Below are 17,883 nucleotides of genomic sequence, written 5' to 3' on the forward strand. Positions count from 1 at the left end.
TGAATAATATAACTAATATTGAATATATCAAATAGGAGGAATTTTATATGTCTAACTTAAAAAATCCAAAGGAACTATATCATAAAGACGGATTTCCCAAACAAGACCAAGAGGGCCCGGCTCTGCAAAATAAAATGAACCCTGTACCTGATTGTGGTGAAAATACTTATAAAGGTTCTGGAAAACTAACCGGTCGTAATGCGCTAATTACAGGTGGAGATTCAGGTATTGGTCGAGCGGTAGCTATCGCTTTCGCAAGGGAAGGTGCCAATGTGGCCATCCATTTCTTACCAGGCGAAGAATCGGACGCTGAGGAAGTAAAAGAGTTGATTGAAAAAGAAGGTCGTAAAGCACTCTTATTACCATATGATTTTAAGGAAGAGGGAAATGGCGCTAAAATTGTGTCAGAAACTGTTAAGGCCTTTGGTGCACTAGATATTTTGGTTTTAAATGCAGCGCAACAAATTGCTCATGAAAAGCTTGAAGATCTACCAATGCAGCAAGTGAGAGACACCTTCCAAGTAAATATTATCAGTATGTATGAATCAGTGAAAGAGGCTGAAAAATACTTAGCGCCTGGAAGTACAATTGTTACAACTTCTTCCGTGAATTCATTTAATCCTTCAGTTTCTTTCTTTGATTACGCCGTAACTAACGGGGCAATATCAACTTTCACCGCCCTATTATCTGGATACTTTGCACCAAAAGGCATTCGGGTCAATGGTGTAGCACCTGGTCCAGTATGGACACCATTACAATTAGATGGTGGACAACTAGATGGTGGACTAGAAAGTTTTGGGCAAGATACTCAACTAGAACGTTCTGGTCAGCCTGCTGAACTTGCACCGACTTATGTTTTACTTGCTTCAAATGATTCTTCTTATATCAGTGGTGAAATTATTAAAATCACAGGTGGTAGCACCATCTCTACTGAATAATCAACATGCATAATTAAATGATAATGATAAATAAAATCTGTAATAAGAGATCAAGTTTACCCGTAAGGATAAGCTTGAATCTCTTATTATTTATTTAGTCGACTAAATCACTGCTAGCCTTAATTAGGTTACTAAACTGAAAGTAACCCACAAATCACATGGTAAAATACTCAGCATTATAGTCATGCTTTCCTTAGTATTCAAATTTATAGTCTTTTATTACTCATAATTCACCATACTATGAACTAAATAGCAACGTACAATTCTTATACTCTAACAATTTCGTTGCCTTCTACCCTCAATCTATCACTACATATCCTTTCAACTACTGTGCCTTAATCTTCATTAACTCAGCATGTTGGTTGCTTTAATTTGTAAACACGAGTAGATGAGACATAGACACTGCATCACTTCTCCTAAAAGGCCCTTTGCTGAGGATTTTAAACAAACAAATAATTTTGATATTATATGACGACAATACTTTTAGATTGTATATACTTTTTAATAGAAAATAAAAAAATTGAAACGCATGCATCGCTTTATAATGATATTTAAGGAGGGTTTATATGCTACTTTCAATAAGCCTTAAACTCGTTTTTGGTTTAGTCAGCCTTATGCTAGTCACACGTGTATTAGGTAAAAAAGCTTTGGCGGACGTTACTCCTTTTGATCTTATTTATACTTTGATATTAGGTGGTATTTTAGAGGAATCTATATATGACGATAAATTAAATATAGGACATCTTGTACTCGCCCTATTTCTATGGGCAGCCCTTATTTACATCATAGAAAGAATAGTGCTGAAAAATACAAGGGTGAGCCGTTTATTAAAAGGTGAACCTTCTGTCATTATTAGAGATGGTGTAATAAACTTAAAAGCGCTCTCTAAAAATCATATTGAAATGGAACAATTAAGGACCATGTTAAGGCAACAACAATGTTTTTCCCTTGAAAATGCTAAGCACGTTATTCTAGAAAGCGCTGGTCAAGTCAGTGTATTGAAAAACTCTCAAGAAGATAGCTATATTTCCTTAATGCTTGTCGACCATGGCATTATTCAAGATAGGGTTTTGGAAACGCATGGCTTGACGAGAAAACGGTTACTGGATAATTTGAATAAAGAGGGTTATACCATATTGCATGAGATTATATATGTAGAATGGTCTGCGGAAAAGGCGTTTTATATTCTAACCAATCATGATGTAATGAATAAAGACTATTGTATAGATGGCTAATATTTAAGAATGTAATCAAAAACAGTCTCCATATCATAAATGAATGATAAAAAAGGCCAAGCAATGGCTAATTGCTTGGCCTTTTTCGCATAGGTGGTATTGGTTCAAAAACAATGCTTTCCCACCCTATTTCTCACATAATTAGACAATCAAACGAGTTAAGCTCGAAAATGTAATTCGTGATAAGGTTTATTATTCTACTGTTACTGACTTCGCTAGGTTACGTGGCTTATCTACATCTAAACCGCGGTCTAATGACGCATAGTATGCTAGTAACTGCGTTGGAATGACTGATACAAGTGCAGATAATAACGGTTCTACAGCAGGTATGACAATGTCATCACCTTCACGGTCTAAACCTTCCATAGCGATGATCAATGTATTCGCTCCGCGTGAACGCACTTCTTCAATATTACCACGTGAGTGTGCAGCGGTATTCTCTTGTGTGATTACACCGATTACTGGTGTACCATCTTCGATAAGTGAGATTGTACCATGTTTCAATTCACCTGAAGCAAAACCTTCAGCTTGAATATATGAAATCTCTTTAACTTTCAAGGCAGCTTCACGACTTACTTCGTAGTCGATACCACGGCCGATGTAGAAGGCTGATGCTTTGTCAGTGAATAATTCAGTTGCTAGCGCATGGATTTCATCTTTGTCATCGATCATTACTTGAATAGCATTAGCAATGATTGATAATTCATGTTCCATATCGAATTGCGCTTCAAATCCTAAGTCACGACGCAAAGCTTCAGCTAATACAGCCATTACTGCGATTTGACCAGTATATGCTTTAGTAGATGCTACAGCGATTTCTGGACCTGCGTGTAATAATAATGTGTAGTCAGCTTCACGTGATAAAGTAGAACCTTTCACGTTAGTGATTGTTAATGATTTGTAGCCTAATTTGTTGGTTTGAACCAATACTTGACGACTATCTGCAGTTTCACCAGATTGTGTTAAGTAGATGAAGAATGGTTTTTCACTCAATACCGGCATGTTGTAAGCAAATTCAGATGCTACATGAACTTCAACTGGAATGTTAACCATTTTTTCGATGATATTTTTACCAACTAAACCTGCATGCATTGAAGTACCCGCGCCGATGATGTAGATACGGTCGCTTCCTTTAATCGCATCGATGATTTCTTGGTCAACTGTTAATTCGTTGTTATCGTCAGAGTATTCTTGGATAATACGACGCATTACAGCTGGTTGCTCATCAATTTCTTTAATCATGTAGTAAGGGTATGTCCCTTTATCTAAATCATTGGCATCTAATTGCGCAGTATATGGTGCACGTTCGATAGTTTCGCCAGCTAAGTTTTTAATTGTAACGTCCTCTTCGGTTAAGATAACCATTTCACCATCATGAATTTCAACGTATTGGTCAGTTAAGTCAATTGATGCCATTGCATCAGAAACGATTGTATTGAAGTCAGTACCTTTACCGATTAATAAAGGTGATTTGTTTTTCGCTGCAAATACTACACCTGGTTGTTCTGAATCGATTAATGCAAATGCGTATGAACCTTCAATCACGTTTAAGGCTTTTAAGAATGCAGTTTCTGCATCTAAACCTTCTGTTAAAGCGAAGTGTTCGATTAAGTTAACAGCTACTTCTGTATCTGTATCTGAGTGGAAAGTCACGTCAGATAGGTAGCCTTCTTTCATTTCACGGTAGTTTTCGATAACACCGTTATGTACTAATGTGAAACGACTTGTTGATGATTGATGTGGATGGGCATTGCGAACGCTTGGTTCACCATGTGTTGCCCAACGTGTATGTCCAATACCTGTATGGGCATCTAATGACATGTCCACTTCACTTTGTAGTTTAGCGATACGTCCTTCTTCTCTAAATAAATGACCATTTTGACCATTTCCATCGACAACGTATACACCTGCTGAATCATAACCACGGTACTCTAAACGCTCTAAACCGTTTAATAATACCTCTTGAGCTGATCCATTTCCAATATAACCTACAATACCACACATGTTGCAGTTTCCTCCTAATTTGGCGACATAAAATTAGACCCTATCAATATAGGTGTCTTATCGCATTTTTTATTTGGCTACTACGTACGTGGAGGTAATTTGATAAGGCAAAATGATGGTCTAGATCATTGATTGCCTTACTTTTTTCCCACCTGTGGATTGTACAACCCCTGAATCATCCGCCGAATATTTCGATCAATTCAGTCCTCGTCACTTGCTAAGCAAGCCTGGCGCTATCCCAAAAATTACGTTTGAGATTTTATTAAAAGTAATAGCTCTTTACATTCTATAAATACAAAAAGATATTGTCAATCTTTTTAGATGTTAATGCCTATAATTTAACCTTCTCTTAAGAAGATATATAGGTTATCCGCTAATTAGATTGCAAGCATACAAAAAAGAGCCAGGAAAAACCTGACTCATTTGGTTGTATTTTAAATAAAATTTCTTATAGAAGAAACTTTATCTTAGTACCAACCGTTAGCATTCCAGAATGCTAAAGCAGCATCCCATGAACCGTAACGTTCAGCAACATATTTGTCAGCAGCAACTTCTTGCTCAGCTGGAGATGCACCGTATGCTACTAATGTAGGGTTTAATTGGTAACGACCATAGTATCCACCTGCAGCGTTGTAAGCTGTGTAAGATCCACCTGACTCACGTTGAGCGATGATTTCTTTAGCTGAGTTGCTTGAGTATGAAGTAGTTGAAGCAGTTGTTTCAGCTGCTGGTTCTTCGTATGCAGTTTCTTCTGCTACATAAGTTTCTTCAGCTGGTGCTTCATAAGTAGTTTCAGTTACCACTTCTTCAGCAACATCATAAGTAGTTGCTTCTTCAGTTGCAGAGTCTTCTACAGTTACTTCGTTTACTTCACCAGTTGTTTCATCTTTTGTAAATGAAAGTTTAGTTCCTGGGAAGATTACGTTAGCGTTTTGGATGTCGTTGATTGCAACTAATGCATCTACACTTACGTCAGACGCTTTAGCGATAGCTGCTAAAGTATCACCGTATTGAATAGTGTATGAAGTAGTTGTGTCATCTGTAGCTTCTAAATCAGCTGAAACTTCAGCAACTGTACGAGCAGACCAAGTAGCTGCTTCTACGTTGTTGTTGTTTGTAGCAGCGAATAAACCTGCTAATGCAAATGACGTACCTAAGATAATTTTGTTCAATTTCATGTGTAAATACTCTCCTTATAAGAATACTGCTTTTTTAATTTATTTTTAGTTATCTGCTGTCATCTTGTTGATGACACGCTATTTACCGCATCTCTATCGTGCGACTATATTCTAGATAAAGAACACCTGTCTCATCTACAAGCAATATCTTAGCACGGGCATTTTTTTAAGTCATGTAAATCAGGCATCTGTTAAAGCCTCTTAACCGCCTTGACATTAAATCCGGGGTTTTTGAAAACCTCGTGTAAATTTGTAATAATTCTGTAACACTATAAAGCTAGAGCTATATATATAAAGTGATAAAAGTAATTATTTTCACAAACTATGTCATATTATTTGAAAAATATGCGTTTTTATTATGAAGTAAATAAACAAAGTTATTAAAAAGATCTATATATCAATGTTTCTAATTTGTGTCAAATCGCAATGGTTCTGTAACATGACATATGATACTTGCGAAATATTCTTTTTAAATATCGAATAATACAAATAGTTAGATACGCTATCAGGTATTTACTTGTTTCAAAGCAATAAAAAAAGACCAAGCTCTCGCCTAGTCTTCTCGCTTTATATTACTGGGATAGCTGGATTCGAACCAACGCATGACAGAGTCAAAGTCTGTTGCCTTACCGCTTGGCTATATCCCAATGTAATGGAGGGAGAAGGATTTGAACCTTCGAACCCGAAGGAACGGATTTACAGTCCGCTGCGTTTGGCCACTTCGCTATCCCTCCATATATCAACGTATCCTTGAGAATTAACCTCTCAAAAATATCGTACTTAAGTAGTATATCATCAGATATTATAGATTTCAATAGTTTGGGCAAAAGTTTTTTGAAAAATTTTTTTGGCTTATTTTACCGCCCTTTTCCCTCAACTTTCTTTACGCCTATTATATAGAAGAAAGATACTTTTGAGTGACTGGATTTCCGCTTCATTTAGTTGGCGATAACCCCCTTCCGCTAGGCCGTCAATTCTTAAATCGCCAATTGCTTGTCGGTATAAGTCTGTGACTTTTACTCCGCAAGCAAGGAACATTTTCTTCACTTGGTGGCGCCGTCCCTCTGAAATAGTGACTAAACCAGTTGAGGATTGCGGGCTTGCCGAAATGATTTCAAGCCTTGCTGCTTTACAGATCGTGCCATCCTGAAAAATGACACCAGCTTGAAATTGTGCGACCATTTTGCCATCAATAAGGCCATTCACGTTGACGCGGTAAGTTTTTGGAATATCAAATTTGGGTTGTTGGAAGATGTAATGGAGCTGGCCATTGTTGGTGACGAAGACGAGTCCATGGGCATCACGGTCCAGACGGCCGGTAATTGCTAAATCGCCGGGATTATCTGCTGGTTGAATCAGGTCAATGACCGTTGGGTGGGTCTGGTCTTTATTGGCTGACAGGTAGCCTTTGGGTTTATGGACCAAGTAATAGGTATGGCCAAAATGGCGATCAATTACTACTTGGTCGACGGTAATCTCTTGCCAGCTGGGGTCCACAACGGTGGCGAATTCTGTGACAACTTGGCGGTCAACGGTGACATAGCCACCTTTCAATAGCCGTTTGCATTCTTTTCGAGTAACTTGCCCAGCATCCATAATCAATTGTCCAAGTAACATGCCATCCCTCCTTCACTCCAGTTTACTTGTTTCTACCATTATAAACATTTTTGGGAAATGTGTCTTAAGTTTCTATCGACAAAAGGCTGATATGGTATACTTTATAGTGAGAAAACTTAGAATGGAGGATAGACGCATGCAAATAGATTGGTCTGGTATTATTTCCTGGACGAATGTTTTCAATCTAATTGATATTTTGATTGTTTGGTTGTTTATCTACCAGCTCTTGAAGATCCTAAAGAATACGAAAGCCTTCAATATTTTGAACGGGGTTTTCATCTTCTTGCTGATTAAAATTATTTCCACCCTCTTCCAGTTGAAGACGGTAGATTGGATCATGAACAATATTATCCAATGGTCTGTCGTTGGTGCGATTGTCATATTCCAACCTGAAATCAGACGAGGATTAGATCATTTGGGACAACAATTCTTTGCTGGTAAACGTGAAGCTGGGGCCCGCAATCCAAACGAAAAAATGGTGCGCGATTTAGTTGAAGCTTGCGAGTACATGGGTAAACGACGGATTGGTGCTTTGATCTCCCTACAACGTTCGCAACCCTTAAATGAATACGCAGCTACTGGAATTCGATTAGATTCAGCCATCTCATCTCAATTATTGATTAACATTTTCATCCCAAATACGCCCCTACATGATGGTGCCGTGATTATTCAAGATTTAGAAATTGCTTCTGCCGCTTCTTACCTGCCGCTTTCAGAAAACTCGGAGATTCTTAAAGAATTAGGGACTAGACACCGGGCTGCTGTAGGCTTAAGTGAAGTAACAGATGCCATCACAATCGTCGTCTCAGAAGAAACAGGTGGTATTTCAATTACTGAACGTGGCGAGATTACCCGCGACCTTAGTCAAGATGAGTTGTATACCATTCTAGCGGACAATTTTATCAACATCTCTGATGAGGAAGCGAATGATAACTTCTTAACTAACTGGTTTAACCAATTAACAGGAGGTGGCAAGTCAGATGATCAATAAGTTTTATAACAATCGAATTGCCCTGTTAATTTTATCGCTCTTCTTATCTATCTTAATGTTTGTATACGTGAAGGCTGAGCAGTATTCGGAAAACCCAGTGAGTTTCTTCCAAAACGTCAGCGAAGCGACAACAGAAACGATTTATAACGTGCCTGTTTATATAGATGGAAACGTGGATGCGTATTATGTCACTGGTCTCCTAGATAGCGTTTCTGTCAGTTTATCTGGACCAAAAAACTTAATCGAACAAACACTTGAAGCCGATGACTTCCGCGTCATCACAGAAGACTTAACCGATTTAGGCGAAGGGTCTCATTACATCCAATTACAATTGGAAAATGTTTCAGAAGCTGTTTCTTATGAGATTTCACCTTCAAGCGTCAATATTTCAATCGATTCGCTACAAACAACTGAATATCCAGTCCAAGTGGAAATGTCTAATGAATCTGCAGTTGCGGATGGTTACGAAATTACAGATGTGTCTTTAAGCCAAGATTCTGTCACCTTAACTGGTTCGACATCTGACATTGAAAGCGTGAGCCAAGTTTATACAGTCGTAAATATTCCAGATAACTTATCTGAAGACTACACCACAACCGCCACTGTCATTACAGAAAATGCGGACGGTGATATCTTGAATATCAACACCGACCCAAGTGAGGTTGACGTGACCGTTCAAGTTTCGCCTGAAGGTGTGTCGGTCCCTATTGAAGCCAATATCACCAACGAACGCGAAGGCTACACCTATGAAGCAACGATTTTAGATAGCCAGCACGCGACTTTATCTGGTGACTACGATACCATCAATAACACTGAAAGCGTGTCTGCAACCGTTGATGTATCAAGGATTACAACAACGACTACTGTAGACGCGCCCATTGTCCTACCTGATGGTGTAACGAGTTCAGATCCTTCAAGCGTTCGGGTCCAAGTGGTGCCAACGGCTAACGAGTCTTCATCTTCGTCATCATCTAGCGCGTCATCTAGTGCCTCATCAGAAAGCGATGAGGATAGCGCCAGCTCAGACACCGCTTCAAGCGAGTCTAGCGAAGAAAGTGCTACGAGTAGCGAAAGCGGCACTAGCGGTAATGAATCCACTATTGAAGAAGATACGACAAGTGATAGCGACATCAGCGACAGCACCAGTTCAACCACGAGCGAAGTTGGCGTAACGACTGGCGTCAGTAACAACTTACAAAATGGCAACGGCAATGTCCAAGCCGATCAAATCAATTCAACAAGTTCAGAAAGCGTCTCTAGCTCTTCTAGCGCAAATGTCTTTAACGCAATACTTGCTTTTTTAGCTAGTTTTTCCTAGTATTAACCAGTGTAATCTAGACTGCCTTTTTCAAGGCAAGAAACATATCTATAATTTTTAATTATGAATCAGTAAATGTTATACTATAACGAAATCGACGAAAAATCGATATTCACTTTCGAAAACAAAGGAGTAAATTATGAGAAAATATTTTGGTACTGATGGGGTTCGCGGTTTAGCGAATGAAGAATTAACACCAGAATTAGCATTTAAATTGGGTCGTTTTGGTGGTCACGTGTTAATGCAACATGCACCAGAAGGAATGGAACATCCGCGTGTTCTAGTTGCCCGCGATACACGTATCTCAGGTCAATTATTAGAGCAAGCCTTAACTGCTGGTTTATTATCAGTAGGGATTGAAGTGCAACAATTAGGCGTTATTACAACTCCAGCTGTATCTTATTTAACTCGTACTACCGGTGCAACTGCTGGTGTCATGATTTCAGCAAGCCACAACCCTGCACCAGACAATGGGATTAAATTCTTTGGTTCTGACGGCTTCAAATTGTCTGACGCTCAAGAAGAAGAAATCGAAGCATTATTAGACCAAGAAGAAGATACTTTACCACGTCCATCAGCTGAAGGATTAGGAACAGTAATCGCTAACCCAGGTGCAGTTGGTAAATACTTAGAATTCCTAGCATCCACAATTTCTGGTGATTTATCAGGGATTAAAGTAGCTGTTGATGGCGCTAACGGTGCCACTTCACCATTAGTTAACCGTTTATTCGCTGACTTAGGTACTGACTTTACAACAATGGCGACTTCTCCAAATGGTATCAACATCAACGACGGTGTTGGTTCAACACATACAGAGAAATTACAAGCCCTTGTAAAAGAAACAGGTGCTGATGTCGGTGTGGCCTTCGATGGTGACGGCGACCGCTGTTTAGCAGTTGACGAAGAAGGTAACCTAGTAGACGGTGACCAAATGATGTTCATCTGTGGTAAATACTTAAACGAACGTGGTAAATTAAACGACAACACAATCGTGTCAACTGTAATGTCTAACTTAGGTTTCCACAAAGCAGTTGAAGAAGCAGGCATGAAAGCACCACAAACTAAAGTTGGTGACCGTTATGTGGTTGAAGAAATGCGTGAACACGGATATAACCTTGGTGGAGAACAATCAGGTCATATCATCTTCATGGACTACAACAACACAGGTGACGGCCTTTTATCAGCAGTACAATTACTACATGTATTAAAAACTTCAGGTAAAAAATTATCTGAATTAGCTGGTGAAATGAAAACTTACCCTCAAGAATTAATCAATGTGCGTGTAACACGTGAAGGTAAAACAGAAGCAATGAATTCTGCAACTGTACAACAAGTTATTGATGAAGTGAACACAGAAATGGACGGCAATGGCCGTATCTTAGTACGCCTTTCAGGAACAGAAAACCTATTACGTGTTATGGTAGAAGCCCAAACAGACGAAGAAGCATACAACTACGCAAAACGAATCGCAGATCAAGTAAGCAAAGAATTCGGCGTAGAATAAAAACAAGGTGTGAGTGAGACCGCTTAGCTCAATAATGCTGGAAGAATAATGCAGTAGCTGATGTAATCAGCTGCAAATTAGTCTGAAGCAGGCTTGAGCTGGTCGAGCGAACCCGATTATCAAGGTGTGACGCAAACCGGTAGAAATGAACCGTTGGAAGTTTAGTGCAGGAACTGACGCAGTCAGTTGCAAACTAAACTGAAACGCAGTCATTTCTGGTTTGCGGAACCCGATTATCAGGATGCGACGTCTTATATAGACTAAACAGCGTATGGCCTTGGCCATACGCTGTTTTTCTTGTGCTATTTTTGTTTCTGTTTACTTATAAATAAAGATCTAGCAATCAATGCGACTATCGTAACAATGATGCCAAGAATGAAGTTATCACTAAGCACAAGTCTAAATGGGGTCTTAACAAAGACGGTTAGCGTAAGTCCCGCCACTATATACAAGGCAATAATAAAACCATTGAGAATTCTACTTTGGCTATTATACTTCTTATACGCACTACTACCAAGAATCCAAAGAATACCTAACGCCCCAATTAATCCATAAATTCCTACTACGACAAATTGACCTAGATCGACCACATTGGATGAGCCAAAGGTCAAAATAAATAGAGTTACTATTATATATGCGCTAATACCATAAAAAGCTAGTTGAAGAAAACTTCTAGGATTAACAGGTACATTCGCCAATAAATCATCCGCAACTACTTTAGGATTTTGTCCAAAATAAGTCTCCGCACTTTGTCCAACACTTTGAGCATCTAAAATATCTTGCAATATTTCAAGTGCCTTCTCTTCAATGATTTGATTATCTTTGAAGACACTTTTTCCTCTTAGATATAGTAGTAAATCTCCGTAGTAACGTGCATTTTCGGCATTTAATTTCCGTTGCAATAACCGATTATGTTTAACCAATTCATTTGTTTCCATACTATCCATCCTTCCAAGTTCACTAATTCAACAATTTATCGATGTTTTTCTGTAATTGAAGCCATTCTAAAATAAATGAAGCTTTTTCTTCTTCGCCTTTTTCAGTTAATTGATAGTACTTTCTTTTTGGTCCATCTGGTGAAGGAACCTGGTGTCCTTCAATAAATCCTTTTTTCTCTAAGTTTAGTAATAAAGGATAAATGGTTCCTTTTGGAATTTCACTAAAACCTATTTCTTCAAGCTTCACACCCAACGTATAACCATATAACGTTTCCTTACTCAATAAAACTAAGATACATCCGGATAAAATCCCTTTGAGCATTTGGGATGATCGATTACTTGGTGCCATGAACTAGCCCCCTCTCTGATAGCTATATTGTTTTACATACTAGTGTAGAACAATCACAACTATATTGCAATACATAATAGCTATTTGAATGAATTCCCTTGCCACCCAATCGCAATATCCAAAAATAGCGCATGGCCATAGCCATACGCTGTTTTTAAATTTCTATCCTATTTCGCGAAGTGGTTGATAACATCTCGCAAGAATACTGCTGCTCCTGGTGCAACTGCATCATAGTGGGCTGTAAACCGTTCATCCGCTACATACATTTCACCTAAATTACGGTGCATTTCGAGTGAATAATTATTTTCTGGCACATAGAATTGTAACCATTCTTGATGTAATTCAAATACTTCCTTGGCTAGTGGCGATGTAGTATCCCCAATAGCTGTTGCCTCTGCTAAATGTTCATGTAAGGCTACCGTCAACATTTCAATTGATCCCCAGGTTTCATGGTCTATCCCCATTAACCGTTTGGTCGCCTCATCCATTTGATCATCACCGTATTTGGCCCGCACTTCCCCGCCAAATTTGGCTTCATTTTCATCGATCAATTGTTGTTTAAATGCTTCAAATTTTTCTTCGTCTACCATTTCAATTTCGCCCCTTTGCGCTTTGATCGTTGTCCGCACCGTCTCAATTAACCGGTCAATCCGACGGCGTTCCTGTGAAAGGTAAGCCAAGTGATCACTCAAGGACTCTGTCACCACGTAGGTTGGTGCCTGCACAATTTCTCGAATTTCAGCAAGTGGCAGGTCCATCTCCCGGAAAAAAAGAATTTGCTGCAATAAGTCGACTTCTCTTTCTCCGTACAATCGGTAACCCGCCTCAGATAAAGTTTGTGGTTCTAATAAACCTATCTTGTCATAGTGGCGTAAAGTTTTCCTTGTCACACCAGCCAAATCGGCCAATTCTCCTATTGTATACATCCTACTCACCTCTCAATAGATATCATAAAGCCTGCCCTTAGGTAAAGGTAAACCCCTTTTTTGAAAAAGGGCGAATCTTTTTAAGCGAAGTATCATTTCCCGCTACCTTCCTATTTTAATTTCAAAAAAAGACGTGGCAAAATATCTTTCGCCACGTCTTTTACTACTATTCTACTTCATGATGGTGGTCATGTTTCTCCATTTGTGCAATCAAATATGCCCGGTCTTCGTCAGACATTTCCTCACGGTTGCGACGTAAAGTGAAATGGTCTGGTACTGGATCTAGCCCCCCTGGCACCATTGGGTTACAACGGATAATCCGTGCCGTCCCCATAGCCGCACCCTTAAGTGTGCCATGTTTATTGACTGCTTGAATCATATAAGTTGAGCACGATGGATAGTAGCGGCAAGTTGGTGGAAACATTGGGGAAATATACTTTTGGTAACCCCGCACCATTTTTACCAGAGGCTTGTCAGCCATAATACGTTACCCCTTTTTCTCTTCAACTATTGGTAATAATAAACCATCAGCAATCTCTTGCGCTTTAGCATCGCCTTTTAGAATTCGAATAATGTCCAAGGCAAAATAAACTGCTGTGGCTGGTCCACGTGAGGTCAATACTTTATGGTTTTCATCGTAGTAGGTGATATCTTCGTGGAAGGTCTTGTAATGCACTTGGTCTTCAAAGCCTGGGTAGCATGTCCCTTCCAAGTCTTTTGTGATGCCTGCTGCTTCAAGAACGATTGGTGAAGCACAAATACTCGAAACGTATTTATCATTCGCTACTTGTTTAGCAATCAAGTCAGTTACTCTTTTATCCTTGGCCAATTTTTCTGCACCTGGGCGCCCACCTGGCGTAATGACCATGTCATAGCTGTCTGTATCCACATCATCTAACAGTTTATCTGCCATAATCTCAATACCATGGTCACCGATTGTCGATAGGGTTTCGTTGATAGATACGATATCTATTGGGATTTCTGCTCGACGTAGGTAATCAATAACTGTAATTGCTTCTACTTCTTCGTAACCTTCACCTAGTAAAATCATTGTTTTCATCTTAAACCCTCCAGTTTAAACTGTACGCTTTGTTGCCTCTATCTTACCTAAATTTTATGGATAAGAAAAGGATCGACACTTGGCCGACCCTCCTACACATGGTAATAGATACTAGGTATCCATGTATGTTAGTTATTATTGTACTCTTGAACCATCTGTAAATTCACCATTTTGGTGGGCACGACGGCGTTCTTCAGCGCGTTGACGTTCTTCTTCAGATTGTTGTTGTTGATAATCTGCACGTGTCATCACGTCGTTAACATTCATATTTACTTCAACAACTCTTAAACCAGTCATTTTTTCAACGTTTGCTTTCACTTTTTCGATTGTTTGGTTAAAGGCCGCAGGAATGTTTTTGCCGTATTCAGCAATTACTTCTAAGTCGATGGCTACTTCTTTACTACCAACTTCAGCATTAACACCTTTTGTTTTATCATCTTCAGAAGAGAAGAAGCTTTTCACGCCAGATGTGAAGTTACCTTTCAACTCTAAAATGCCGTCAACATCTTGAACTGAGTTATTCGCAATACGTTCTAACACGCGAGGTTCAAAAGCTAAATTATTTTCGTGTTTTACTTGTTCATTTGTTTCAGCCATAATTTAATTCCTCCTAATATTTATGTTGGTCATCTAGCCAACTTTAAATAACCTATAAGTTAATGATAACGTGAATATTTCTGATTATCAACCGATAACCCTTCGACTATTTCATAAAGAACCGTAACCAGGCACGTAAGTCGACCTCACCATCAAAGTAAGCACCGACGATAAAGCCGACTGCTGCGATGATAAATACCAGTAACGCTGTCCCGAAATTAAAGACTACCCACAATAGTGCAAAGATAAAGGCTGATAATAAGCCGATAATTCGCCCTTTGTATTGGCGCCAAATCGCACGTTCTTCTCGTTTATTCCGTTCTGACATATTATCCCTCCTCCTTATTGCACACGTGGTGCAGCTTTCTGTTTGGCTTGATTTTCAGCTACGACAACACTACGATCAATTTGGTTGACCTTCACATTAACATCCGCAACTGGAATCCCCAATGAAACGGCCACAGTATCACGTACACGTTCTTGTACCCGACTAGCCAAGTCAATCACATTGGCTGCGCCATCCACTTGGAAAACAACTCTTACTTTGGTATCTTCAGGACGTTTACCAAATCGCACTTTGGCTTCAGGGAATTTTACTCCTGACACACGTTGGCTAGCGCGGACTGCTGTATCTTCAACAGAATGCTTGGTAAAACTTAATACACCGGCATCCGTTTTGACTTCTAAGTGGTCACGTTTCGCTGGTGCCACAACCGCCTGCAGGAAAACAACTAACACAACTAAGGCTACAAAGGCTAAACCAGCTAACATGGCCCATTGACCATAGGTATTGCCTAAGACAGTCTCTTTAACGAAAGGTGTTAGGTATTGAATTGGGTAAAACAAGGCAATTGCAGCTAATAATGCAACCAAGCCCACTAGGGTTAATATAATTTGTAGAAATCTTCTAAAACCACCCATCGGATCCCCTCCTAATTTGTTTATACAATATAAATGATTATCTATAGGTTACAATAAAAGTTATGACAATTCAAACAATCCGCATGATAATTCGAAAACGAAACAAAAGATTTTCTAAGACTTGCCAAACATGTTACACTATATAAAAATAAGTAGATAAATATTTAAACAAAGGAGTCAATCTATAATGAAGACAGTCGTTATTAGCGGATCTAATGTCGGTACTAAATCACGTGTCGCCGCAGATGAATATATTAAACAAGCTCAAAACTACCGACCCGATGCGGATATTGAGCTTATCGACCTAGCTGAAAAGGATATGGTCTTTTCAGATGGGCGTAACTATTTTGAATATCCCGGTGATACTGGAGAAGTTCTTAAAACAATTATGGCAGCTGACGTCTTAGTCTTCACCCTACCAACTTTTCAAGCATCCTATCCTGCCACAGTAAAAAACTTATTCGACCTATTGCCTGTAAATGCCTTCCGTGACAAAGTAGTAGGCATCATCAATACCGCTGGTTCTCCGCGTCATTATTTAATGGTTGAAACCCAGTTAATGCCCATTTTAAATTATATGAAAGCAACAGTCGTAAACAAGTATGTATTCATTGAAGACCGCGATTTCAGTCGCAATGAAATCGTCAGCGATGACATTATTTTCCGAATCGAACGCCTAGTAGACGATGTCTTCACAATGGCAGATGTACAAGCTGAAATTCAAGCCAAAAAAGATGCTGCATATGGTTTTTAACAACTTTCATCATAGACAAAAAATAGCGTGCCTTTAGAAGCTTACTCAACTTCTCAAGACACGCTATTTTACGACACATATTTGTTATTTTTAATCATCATTTTTCAAACGACAATCACTTAATTTGATTGCATTAATTCGTCTACATAAGCCACAACATCTGGTTGGTTAGCTTCAATTTCTGCAATTTTATCAGCAAATTGTGGTAAGTGGGCTTTATGCGCATATAATAATTCGTCTAATACACGTTTTGCTGTTTGACCGGCTGGTACTAATGGGTTGATTGTAAAGGCATGTAAGGCAGCACCATAATCGCCATCGATTGCAGCACGGATAACCGTTTCTTCCATCCCTTTCATCAATTGCAACATACCACGTGCTGCAGGCATAAATTCGCCCCAGTTGAACGGTACCGCACCATGACTAGTGATTTGGGCAGATACCTCTACAATAGCGTCATATGGTAAGTCTTGGATCGTACCATTATTTTCTGTTGATACAACCATTACTGTCCGTTTATCGTTATAAATAGAAGCAATTACCTCACAAGCAGCATCAGAATAGTAAGTTCCCCCACGTTGTGTTAATTCTTCAGGTTTATAGTCTAAGTTTGGATCTTTATATAACTCAAACAATTGTTGCTCAGTCTTCTTCACGACTTGTGCACGCGTTTCACCTGCTTCAAACTCTTCAATTGAATGTTGTAACATCTCATCTTCAGAGTAATAGTAACGGTGGTAACCACAAGGTAACATGCCTAAATCTTGAATTTGTTCAATATGATAGTTGGCATCATGAATATTCTTCAAAGCTGATTCTGGGCCATCATCTGATTTTTTGTATAGTAAATCAATGACTTTAGCTGTTAATTCCTTGCCTTGACGGTCCCAAACTTTATGCCAGTGGAAGTGGTTAATACCAGCAAATTGGTAGAACAAGTCTTCCTGTTCAACATCCAACTGCCCGGCAATATCCATACAGTGGGTAATCGGCACATTACATAAACCAATTGTCCGCTTCCAACCGAATTGTTTAATCGCTGCTTCAGTGACCATCCCCGCTGGATTGGTAAAGTTAATCAACCAAGCATCCGGACATTGTACTTTCATATCTTCAATAATTTGACCGATAATCGGAATGGTTCTAAAGGCCTTCAACATCCCACCAGCACCATTAGTTTCTTGACCTAAAATCCCGTGAGATAAAGGAATACGTTCATCCTTCACCCGTGCATCCAGCAAGCCCACACGAAATTGCGTTGTGACGAAGTCCGCATCTTTCAAGGCATTGAACCGGTCTAAAGTTAAGGTAACCTTCCAGTCTAAACCAGCAGCCTTTACCATTCGCTTAGCCATTTCCCCAACAATATTTAATTTTTCCTGCCCTGCCTCAATATCCACTAAGACAATCTCATCAATTGGCATCTCATCTTTACGTTTAATGTAACCCTCAATTAACTCCGGTGTATACGAAGAACCGCCACCGATTGTGACAATTTTTAACCCTTTAGCCATCCTGTGTAACCTCCTATAATATGATTACCCTTATCATAT

The 17,883-nt window shown here is 39.2% G+C and carries 18 protein-coding genes and 2 tRNA genes; 6 read left to right on the plus strand and 14 right to left on the minus strand.

Annotated elements, in window-relative coordinates; all coding sequences use genetic code 11:
- Window positions 1-47 precede the first annotated feature (47 nt).
- Both AWM74_RS04185 and AWM74_RS04190 read left to right on the plus strand, forming a co-directional pair.
- A complete protein-coding gene (locus AWM74_RS04185; protein ID WP_026465110.1) occupies window positions 48-938 on the plus strand; it encodes an SDR family oxidoreductase in 891 nt (296 codons plus the stop codon).
- Window positions 939-1,504: 566 nt separating this feature from the next.
- Complete coding sequence (locus tag AWM74_RS04190) at window positions 1,505-2,173, plus strand: DUF421 domain-containing protein (RefSeq protein ID WP_026465109.1); 669 nt, start codon at window positions 1,505-1,507, stop codon at window positions 2,171-2,173.
- 192 nt (window positions 2,174-2,365) lie between these two features.
- Here AWM74_RS04190 and glmS read toward each other — a convergent pair whose 3' ends face one another.
- The 5 genes from glmS to AWM74_RS04215 form a co-directional block, all read right to left on the minus strand.
- The gene (gene glmS / locus AWM74_RS04195; RefSeq protein ID WP_026465108.1) at window positions 2,366-4,177 is read right to left on the minus strand and encodes a glutamine--fructose-6-phosphate transaminase (isomerizing); all 1,812 of its coding nucleotides are present in this window, start codon (window positions 4,175-4,177) and stop codon (window positions 2,366-2,368) included.
- A 467-nt stretch (window positions 4,178-4,644) separates the two neighbouring features.
- Complete coding sequence (locus AWM74_RS04200) at window positions 4,645-5,355, minus strand: aggregation-promoting factor C-terminal-like domain-containing protein (protein WP_026465107.1); 711 nt, start codon at window positions 5,353-5,355, stop codon at window positions 4,645-4,647.
- A 575-nt stretch (window positions 5,356-5,930) separates the two neighbouring features.
- A tRNA-Gln gene (locus tag AWM74_RS04205) sits at window positions 5,931-6,002 on the minus strand.
- 6 nt (window positions 6,003-6,008) lie between these two features.
- Window positions 6,009-6,089 (minus strand) — tRNA-Tyr (locus tag AWM74_RS04210).
- A gap of 139 nt (window positions 6,090-6,228) precedes the next feature.
- Entirely contained in the window at window positions 6,229-6,972 is a 744-nt protein-coding gene (locus tag AWM74_RS04215) for a pseudouridine synthase (RefSeq protein ID WP_026465106.1), read from the minus strand.
- 136 nt (window positions 6,973-7,108) lie between these two features.
- On the opposite strand from AWM74_RS04215, the gene cdaA reads away from it, so the two are divergent.
- The 3 genes from cdaA (at window position 7,109) to glmM (ending at window position 10,785) form a co-directional block, all read left to right on the plus strand.
- Window positions 7,109-7,963 (plus strand): diadenylate cyclase CdaA, encoded by an 855-nt coding sequence (cdaA, locus tag AWM74_RS04220; RefSeq protein ID WP_060774342.1) that lies wholly within the window; start codon window positions 7,109-7,111, stop codon window positions 7,961-7,963.
- The gene (locus tag AWM74_RS04225; RefSeq protein WP_026465104.1) at window positions 7,953-9,281 is read left to right on the plus strand and encodes a CdaR family protein; all 1,329 of its coding nucleotides are present in this window, start codon (window positions 7,953-7,955) and stop codon (window positions 9,279-9,281) included. Before cdaA ends, AWM74_RS04225 begins: the two co-directional genes overlap by 11 nt.
- Before the next feature lie 139 nt (window positions 9,282-9,420).
- Window positions 9,421-10,785: a phosphoglucosamine mutase gene (glmM, locus tag AWM74_RS04230; RefSeq protein ID WP_026465103.1), complete on the plus strand. Its 1,365-nt coding sequence runs from the start codon at window positions 9,421-9,423 to the stop codon at window positions 10,783-10,785.
- 302 nt (window positions 10,786-11,087) lie between these two features.
- On the opposite strand, the gene AWM74_RS04235 is transcribed toward glmM, so the two are convergent.
- The 8 genes from AWM74_RS04235 to amaP form a co-directional block, all read right to left on the minus strand.
- Window positions 11,088-11,723 carry a DUF1129 domain-containing protein gene (locus AWM74_RS04235; RefSeq protein ID WP_026465102.1) on the minus strand — a complete coding sequence of 212 codons (636 nt, stop codon included), beginning with the start codon at window positions 11,721-11,723 and terminating at the stop codon, window positions 11,088-11,090.
- Window positions 11,724-11,745: 22 nt separating this feature from the next.
- Entirely contained in the window at window positions 11,746-12,072 is a 327-nt protein-coding gene (locus tag AWM74_RS04240; protein ID WP_236702852.1) for a PadR family transcriptional regulator, read from the minus strand.
- A 167-nt stretch (window positions 12,073-12,239) separates the two neighbouring features.
- The gene (locus tag AWM74_RS04245; RefSeq protein ID WP_034257879.1) at window positions 12,240-12,998 is read right to left on the minus strand and encodes a MerR family transcriptional regulator; all 759 of its coding nucleotides are present in this window, start codon (window positions 12,996-12,998) and stop codon (window positions 12,240-12,242) included.
- A 166-nt stretch (window positions 12,999-13,164) separates the two neighbouring features.
- Window positions 13,165-13,479 carry a membrane protein insertion efficiency factor YidD gene (yidD, locus tag AWM74_RS04250; protein WP_034257877.1) on the minus strand — a complete coding sequence of 105 codons (315 nt, stop codon included), beginning with the start codon at window positions 13,477-13,479 and terminating at the stop codon, window positions 13,165-13,167.
- 6 nt (window positions 13,480-13,485) lie between these two features.
- Complete coding sequence (locus tag AWM74_RS04255) at window positions 13,486-14,058, minus strand: DJ-1 family glyoxalase III (RefSeq protein ID WP_026465098.1); 573 nt, start codon at window positions 14,056-14,058, stop codon at window positions 13,486-13,488.
- A 135-nt stretch (window positions 14,059-14,193) separates the two neighbouring features.
- On the minus strand, window positions 14,194-14,655 hold the full coding sequence (locus AWM74_RS04260; RefSeq protein ID WP_003142369.1) for an Asp23/Gls24 family envelope stress response protein: 462 nt from the start codon (window positions 14,653-14,655) through the stop codon (window positions 14,194-14,196).
- 106 nt (window positions 14,656-14,761) lie between these two features.
- Complete coding sequence (locus AWM74_RS04265) at window positions 14,762-14,983, minus strand: DUF2273 domain-containing protein (protein ID WP_016897347.1); 222 nt, start codon at window positions 14,981-14,983, stop codon at window positions 14,762-14,764.
- Between the two features lie 14 nt (window positions 14,984-14,997).
- Window positions 14,998-15,576 carry an alkaline shock response membrane anchor protein AmaP gene (amaP, locus tag AWM74_RS04270; protein ID WP_026465097.1) on the minus strand — a complete coding sequence of 193 codons (579 nt, stop codon included), beginning with the start codon at window positions 15,574-15,576 and terminating at the stop codon, window positions 14,998-15,000.
- 187 nt (window positions 15,577-15,763) lie between these two features.
- Between amaP and AWM74_RS04275 the strand changes: the two genes are divergently transcribed.
- The gene (locus tag AWM74_RS04275; RefSeq protein ID WP_026465096.1) at window positions 15,764-16,330 is read left to right on the plus strand and encodes an NADPH-dependent FMN reductase; all 567 of its coding nucleotides are present in this window, start codon (window positions 15,764-15,766) and stop codon (window positions 16,328-16,330) included.
- A 119-nt stretch (window positions 16,331-16,449) separates the two neighbouring features.
- Here the strand turns inward: AWM74_RS04275 and AWM74_RS04280 are convergent, their stop codons facing one another.
- Window positions 16,450-17,844, minus strand: coding sequence for a 6-phospho-beta-glucosidase (locus tag AWM74_RS04280; RefSeq protein ID WP_026465095.1), 1,395 nt, complete (start codon window positions 17,842-17,844; stop codon window positions 16,450-16,452).
- Window positions 17,845-17,883: the final 39 nt, after the last annotated feature.

The sequence above is a fragment of the Aerococcus urinaeequi genome, from assembly GCF_001543205.1.
GTDB classification, from domain to species: domain Bacteria; phylum Bacillota; class Bacilli; order Lactobacillales; family Aerococcaceae; genus Aerococcus; species Aerococcus urinaeequi.

Bases quoted from the DNA above. Each gene is read 5' to 3' on its own strand.
- AWM74_RS04245 (WP_034257879.1), bottom strand. From the start codon at position 12,998: ATGTATACAATAGGAGAATTGGCCGATTTGGCTGGTGTGACAAGGAAA.
- AWM74_RS04225 (WP_026465104.1), top strand. From the start codon at position 7,953: ATGATCAATAAGTTTTATAACAATCGAATTGCCCTGTTAATTTTATCG.
- glmS (WP_026465108.1), bottom strand. From the start codon at position 4,177: ATGTGTGGTATTGTAGGTTATATTGGAAATGGATCAGCTCAAGAGGTA.
- AWM74_RS04215 (WP_026465106.1), bottom strand. From the start codon at position 6,972: ATGTTACTTGGACAATTGATTATGGATGCTGGGCAAGTTACTCGAAAA.
- glmM (WP_026465103.1), top strand. From the start codon at position 9,421: ATGAGAAAATATTTTGGTACTGATGGGGTTCGCGGTTTAGCGAATGAA.
- AWM74_RS04255 (WP_026465098.1), bottom strand. From the start codon at position 14,058: ATGAAAACAATGATTTTACTAGGTGAAGGTTACGAAGAAGTAGAAGCA.
- AWM74_RS04280 (WP_026465095.1), bottom strand. From the start codon at position 17,844: ATGGCTAAAGGGTTAAAAATTGTCACAATCGGTGGCGGTTCTTCGTAT.
- AWM74_RS04260 (WP_003142369.1), bottom strand. From the start codon at position 14,655: ATGGCTGAAACAAATGAACAAGTAAAACACGAAAATAATTTAGCTTTT.
- AWM74_RS04200 (WP_026465107.1), bottom strand. From the start codon at position 5,355: ATGAAATTGAACAAAATTATCTTAGGTACGTCATTTGCATTAGCAGGT.
- AWM74_RS04275 (WP_026465096.1), top strand. From the start codon at position 15,764: ATGAAGACAGTCGTTATTAGCGGATCTAATGTCGGTACTAAATCACGT.
- AWM74_RS04185 (WP_026465110.1), top strand. From the start codon at position 48: ATGTCTAACTTAAAAAATCCAAAGGAACTATATCATAAAGACGGATTT.
- AWM74_RS04190 (WP_026465109.1), top strand. From the start codon at position 1,505: ATGCTACTTTCAATAAGCCTTAAACTCGTTTTTGGTTTAGTCAGCCTT.
- amaP (WP_026465097.1), bottom strand. From the start codon at position 15,576: ATGGGTGGTTTTAGAAGATTTCTACAAATTATATTAACCCTAGTGGGC.
- AWM74_RS04235 (WP_026465102.1), bottom strand. From the start codon at position 11,723: ATGGAAACAAATGAATTGGTTAAACATAATCGGTTATTGCAACGGAAA.
- AWM74_RS04265 (WP_016897347.1), bottom strand. From the start codon at position 14,983: ATGTCAGAACGGAATAAACGAGAAGAACGTGCGATTTGGCGCCAATAC.
- cdaA (WP_060774342.1), top strand. From the start codon at position 7,109: ATGCAAATAGATTGGTCTGGTATTATTTCCTGGACGAATGTTTTCAAT.
- AWM74_RS04240 (WP_236702852.1), bottom strand. From the start codon at position 12,072: ATGGCACCAAGTAATCGATCATCCCAAATGCTCAAAGGGATTTTATCC.
- yidD (WP_034257877.1), bottom strand. From the start codon at position 13,479: ATGGCTGACAAGCCTCTGGTAAAAATGGTGCGGGGTTACCAAAAGTAT.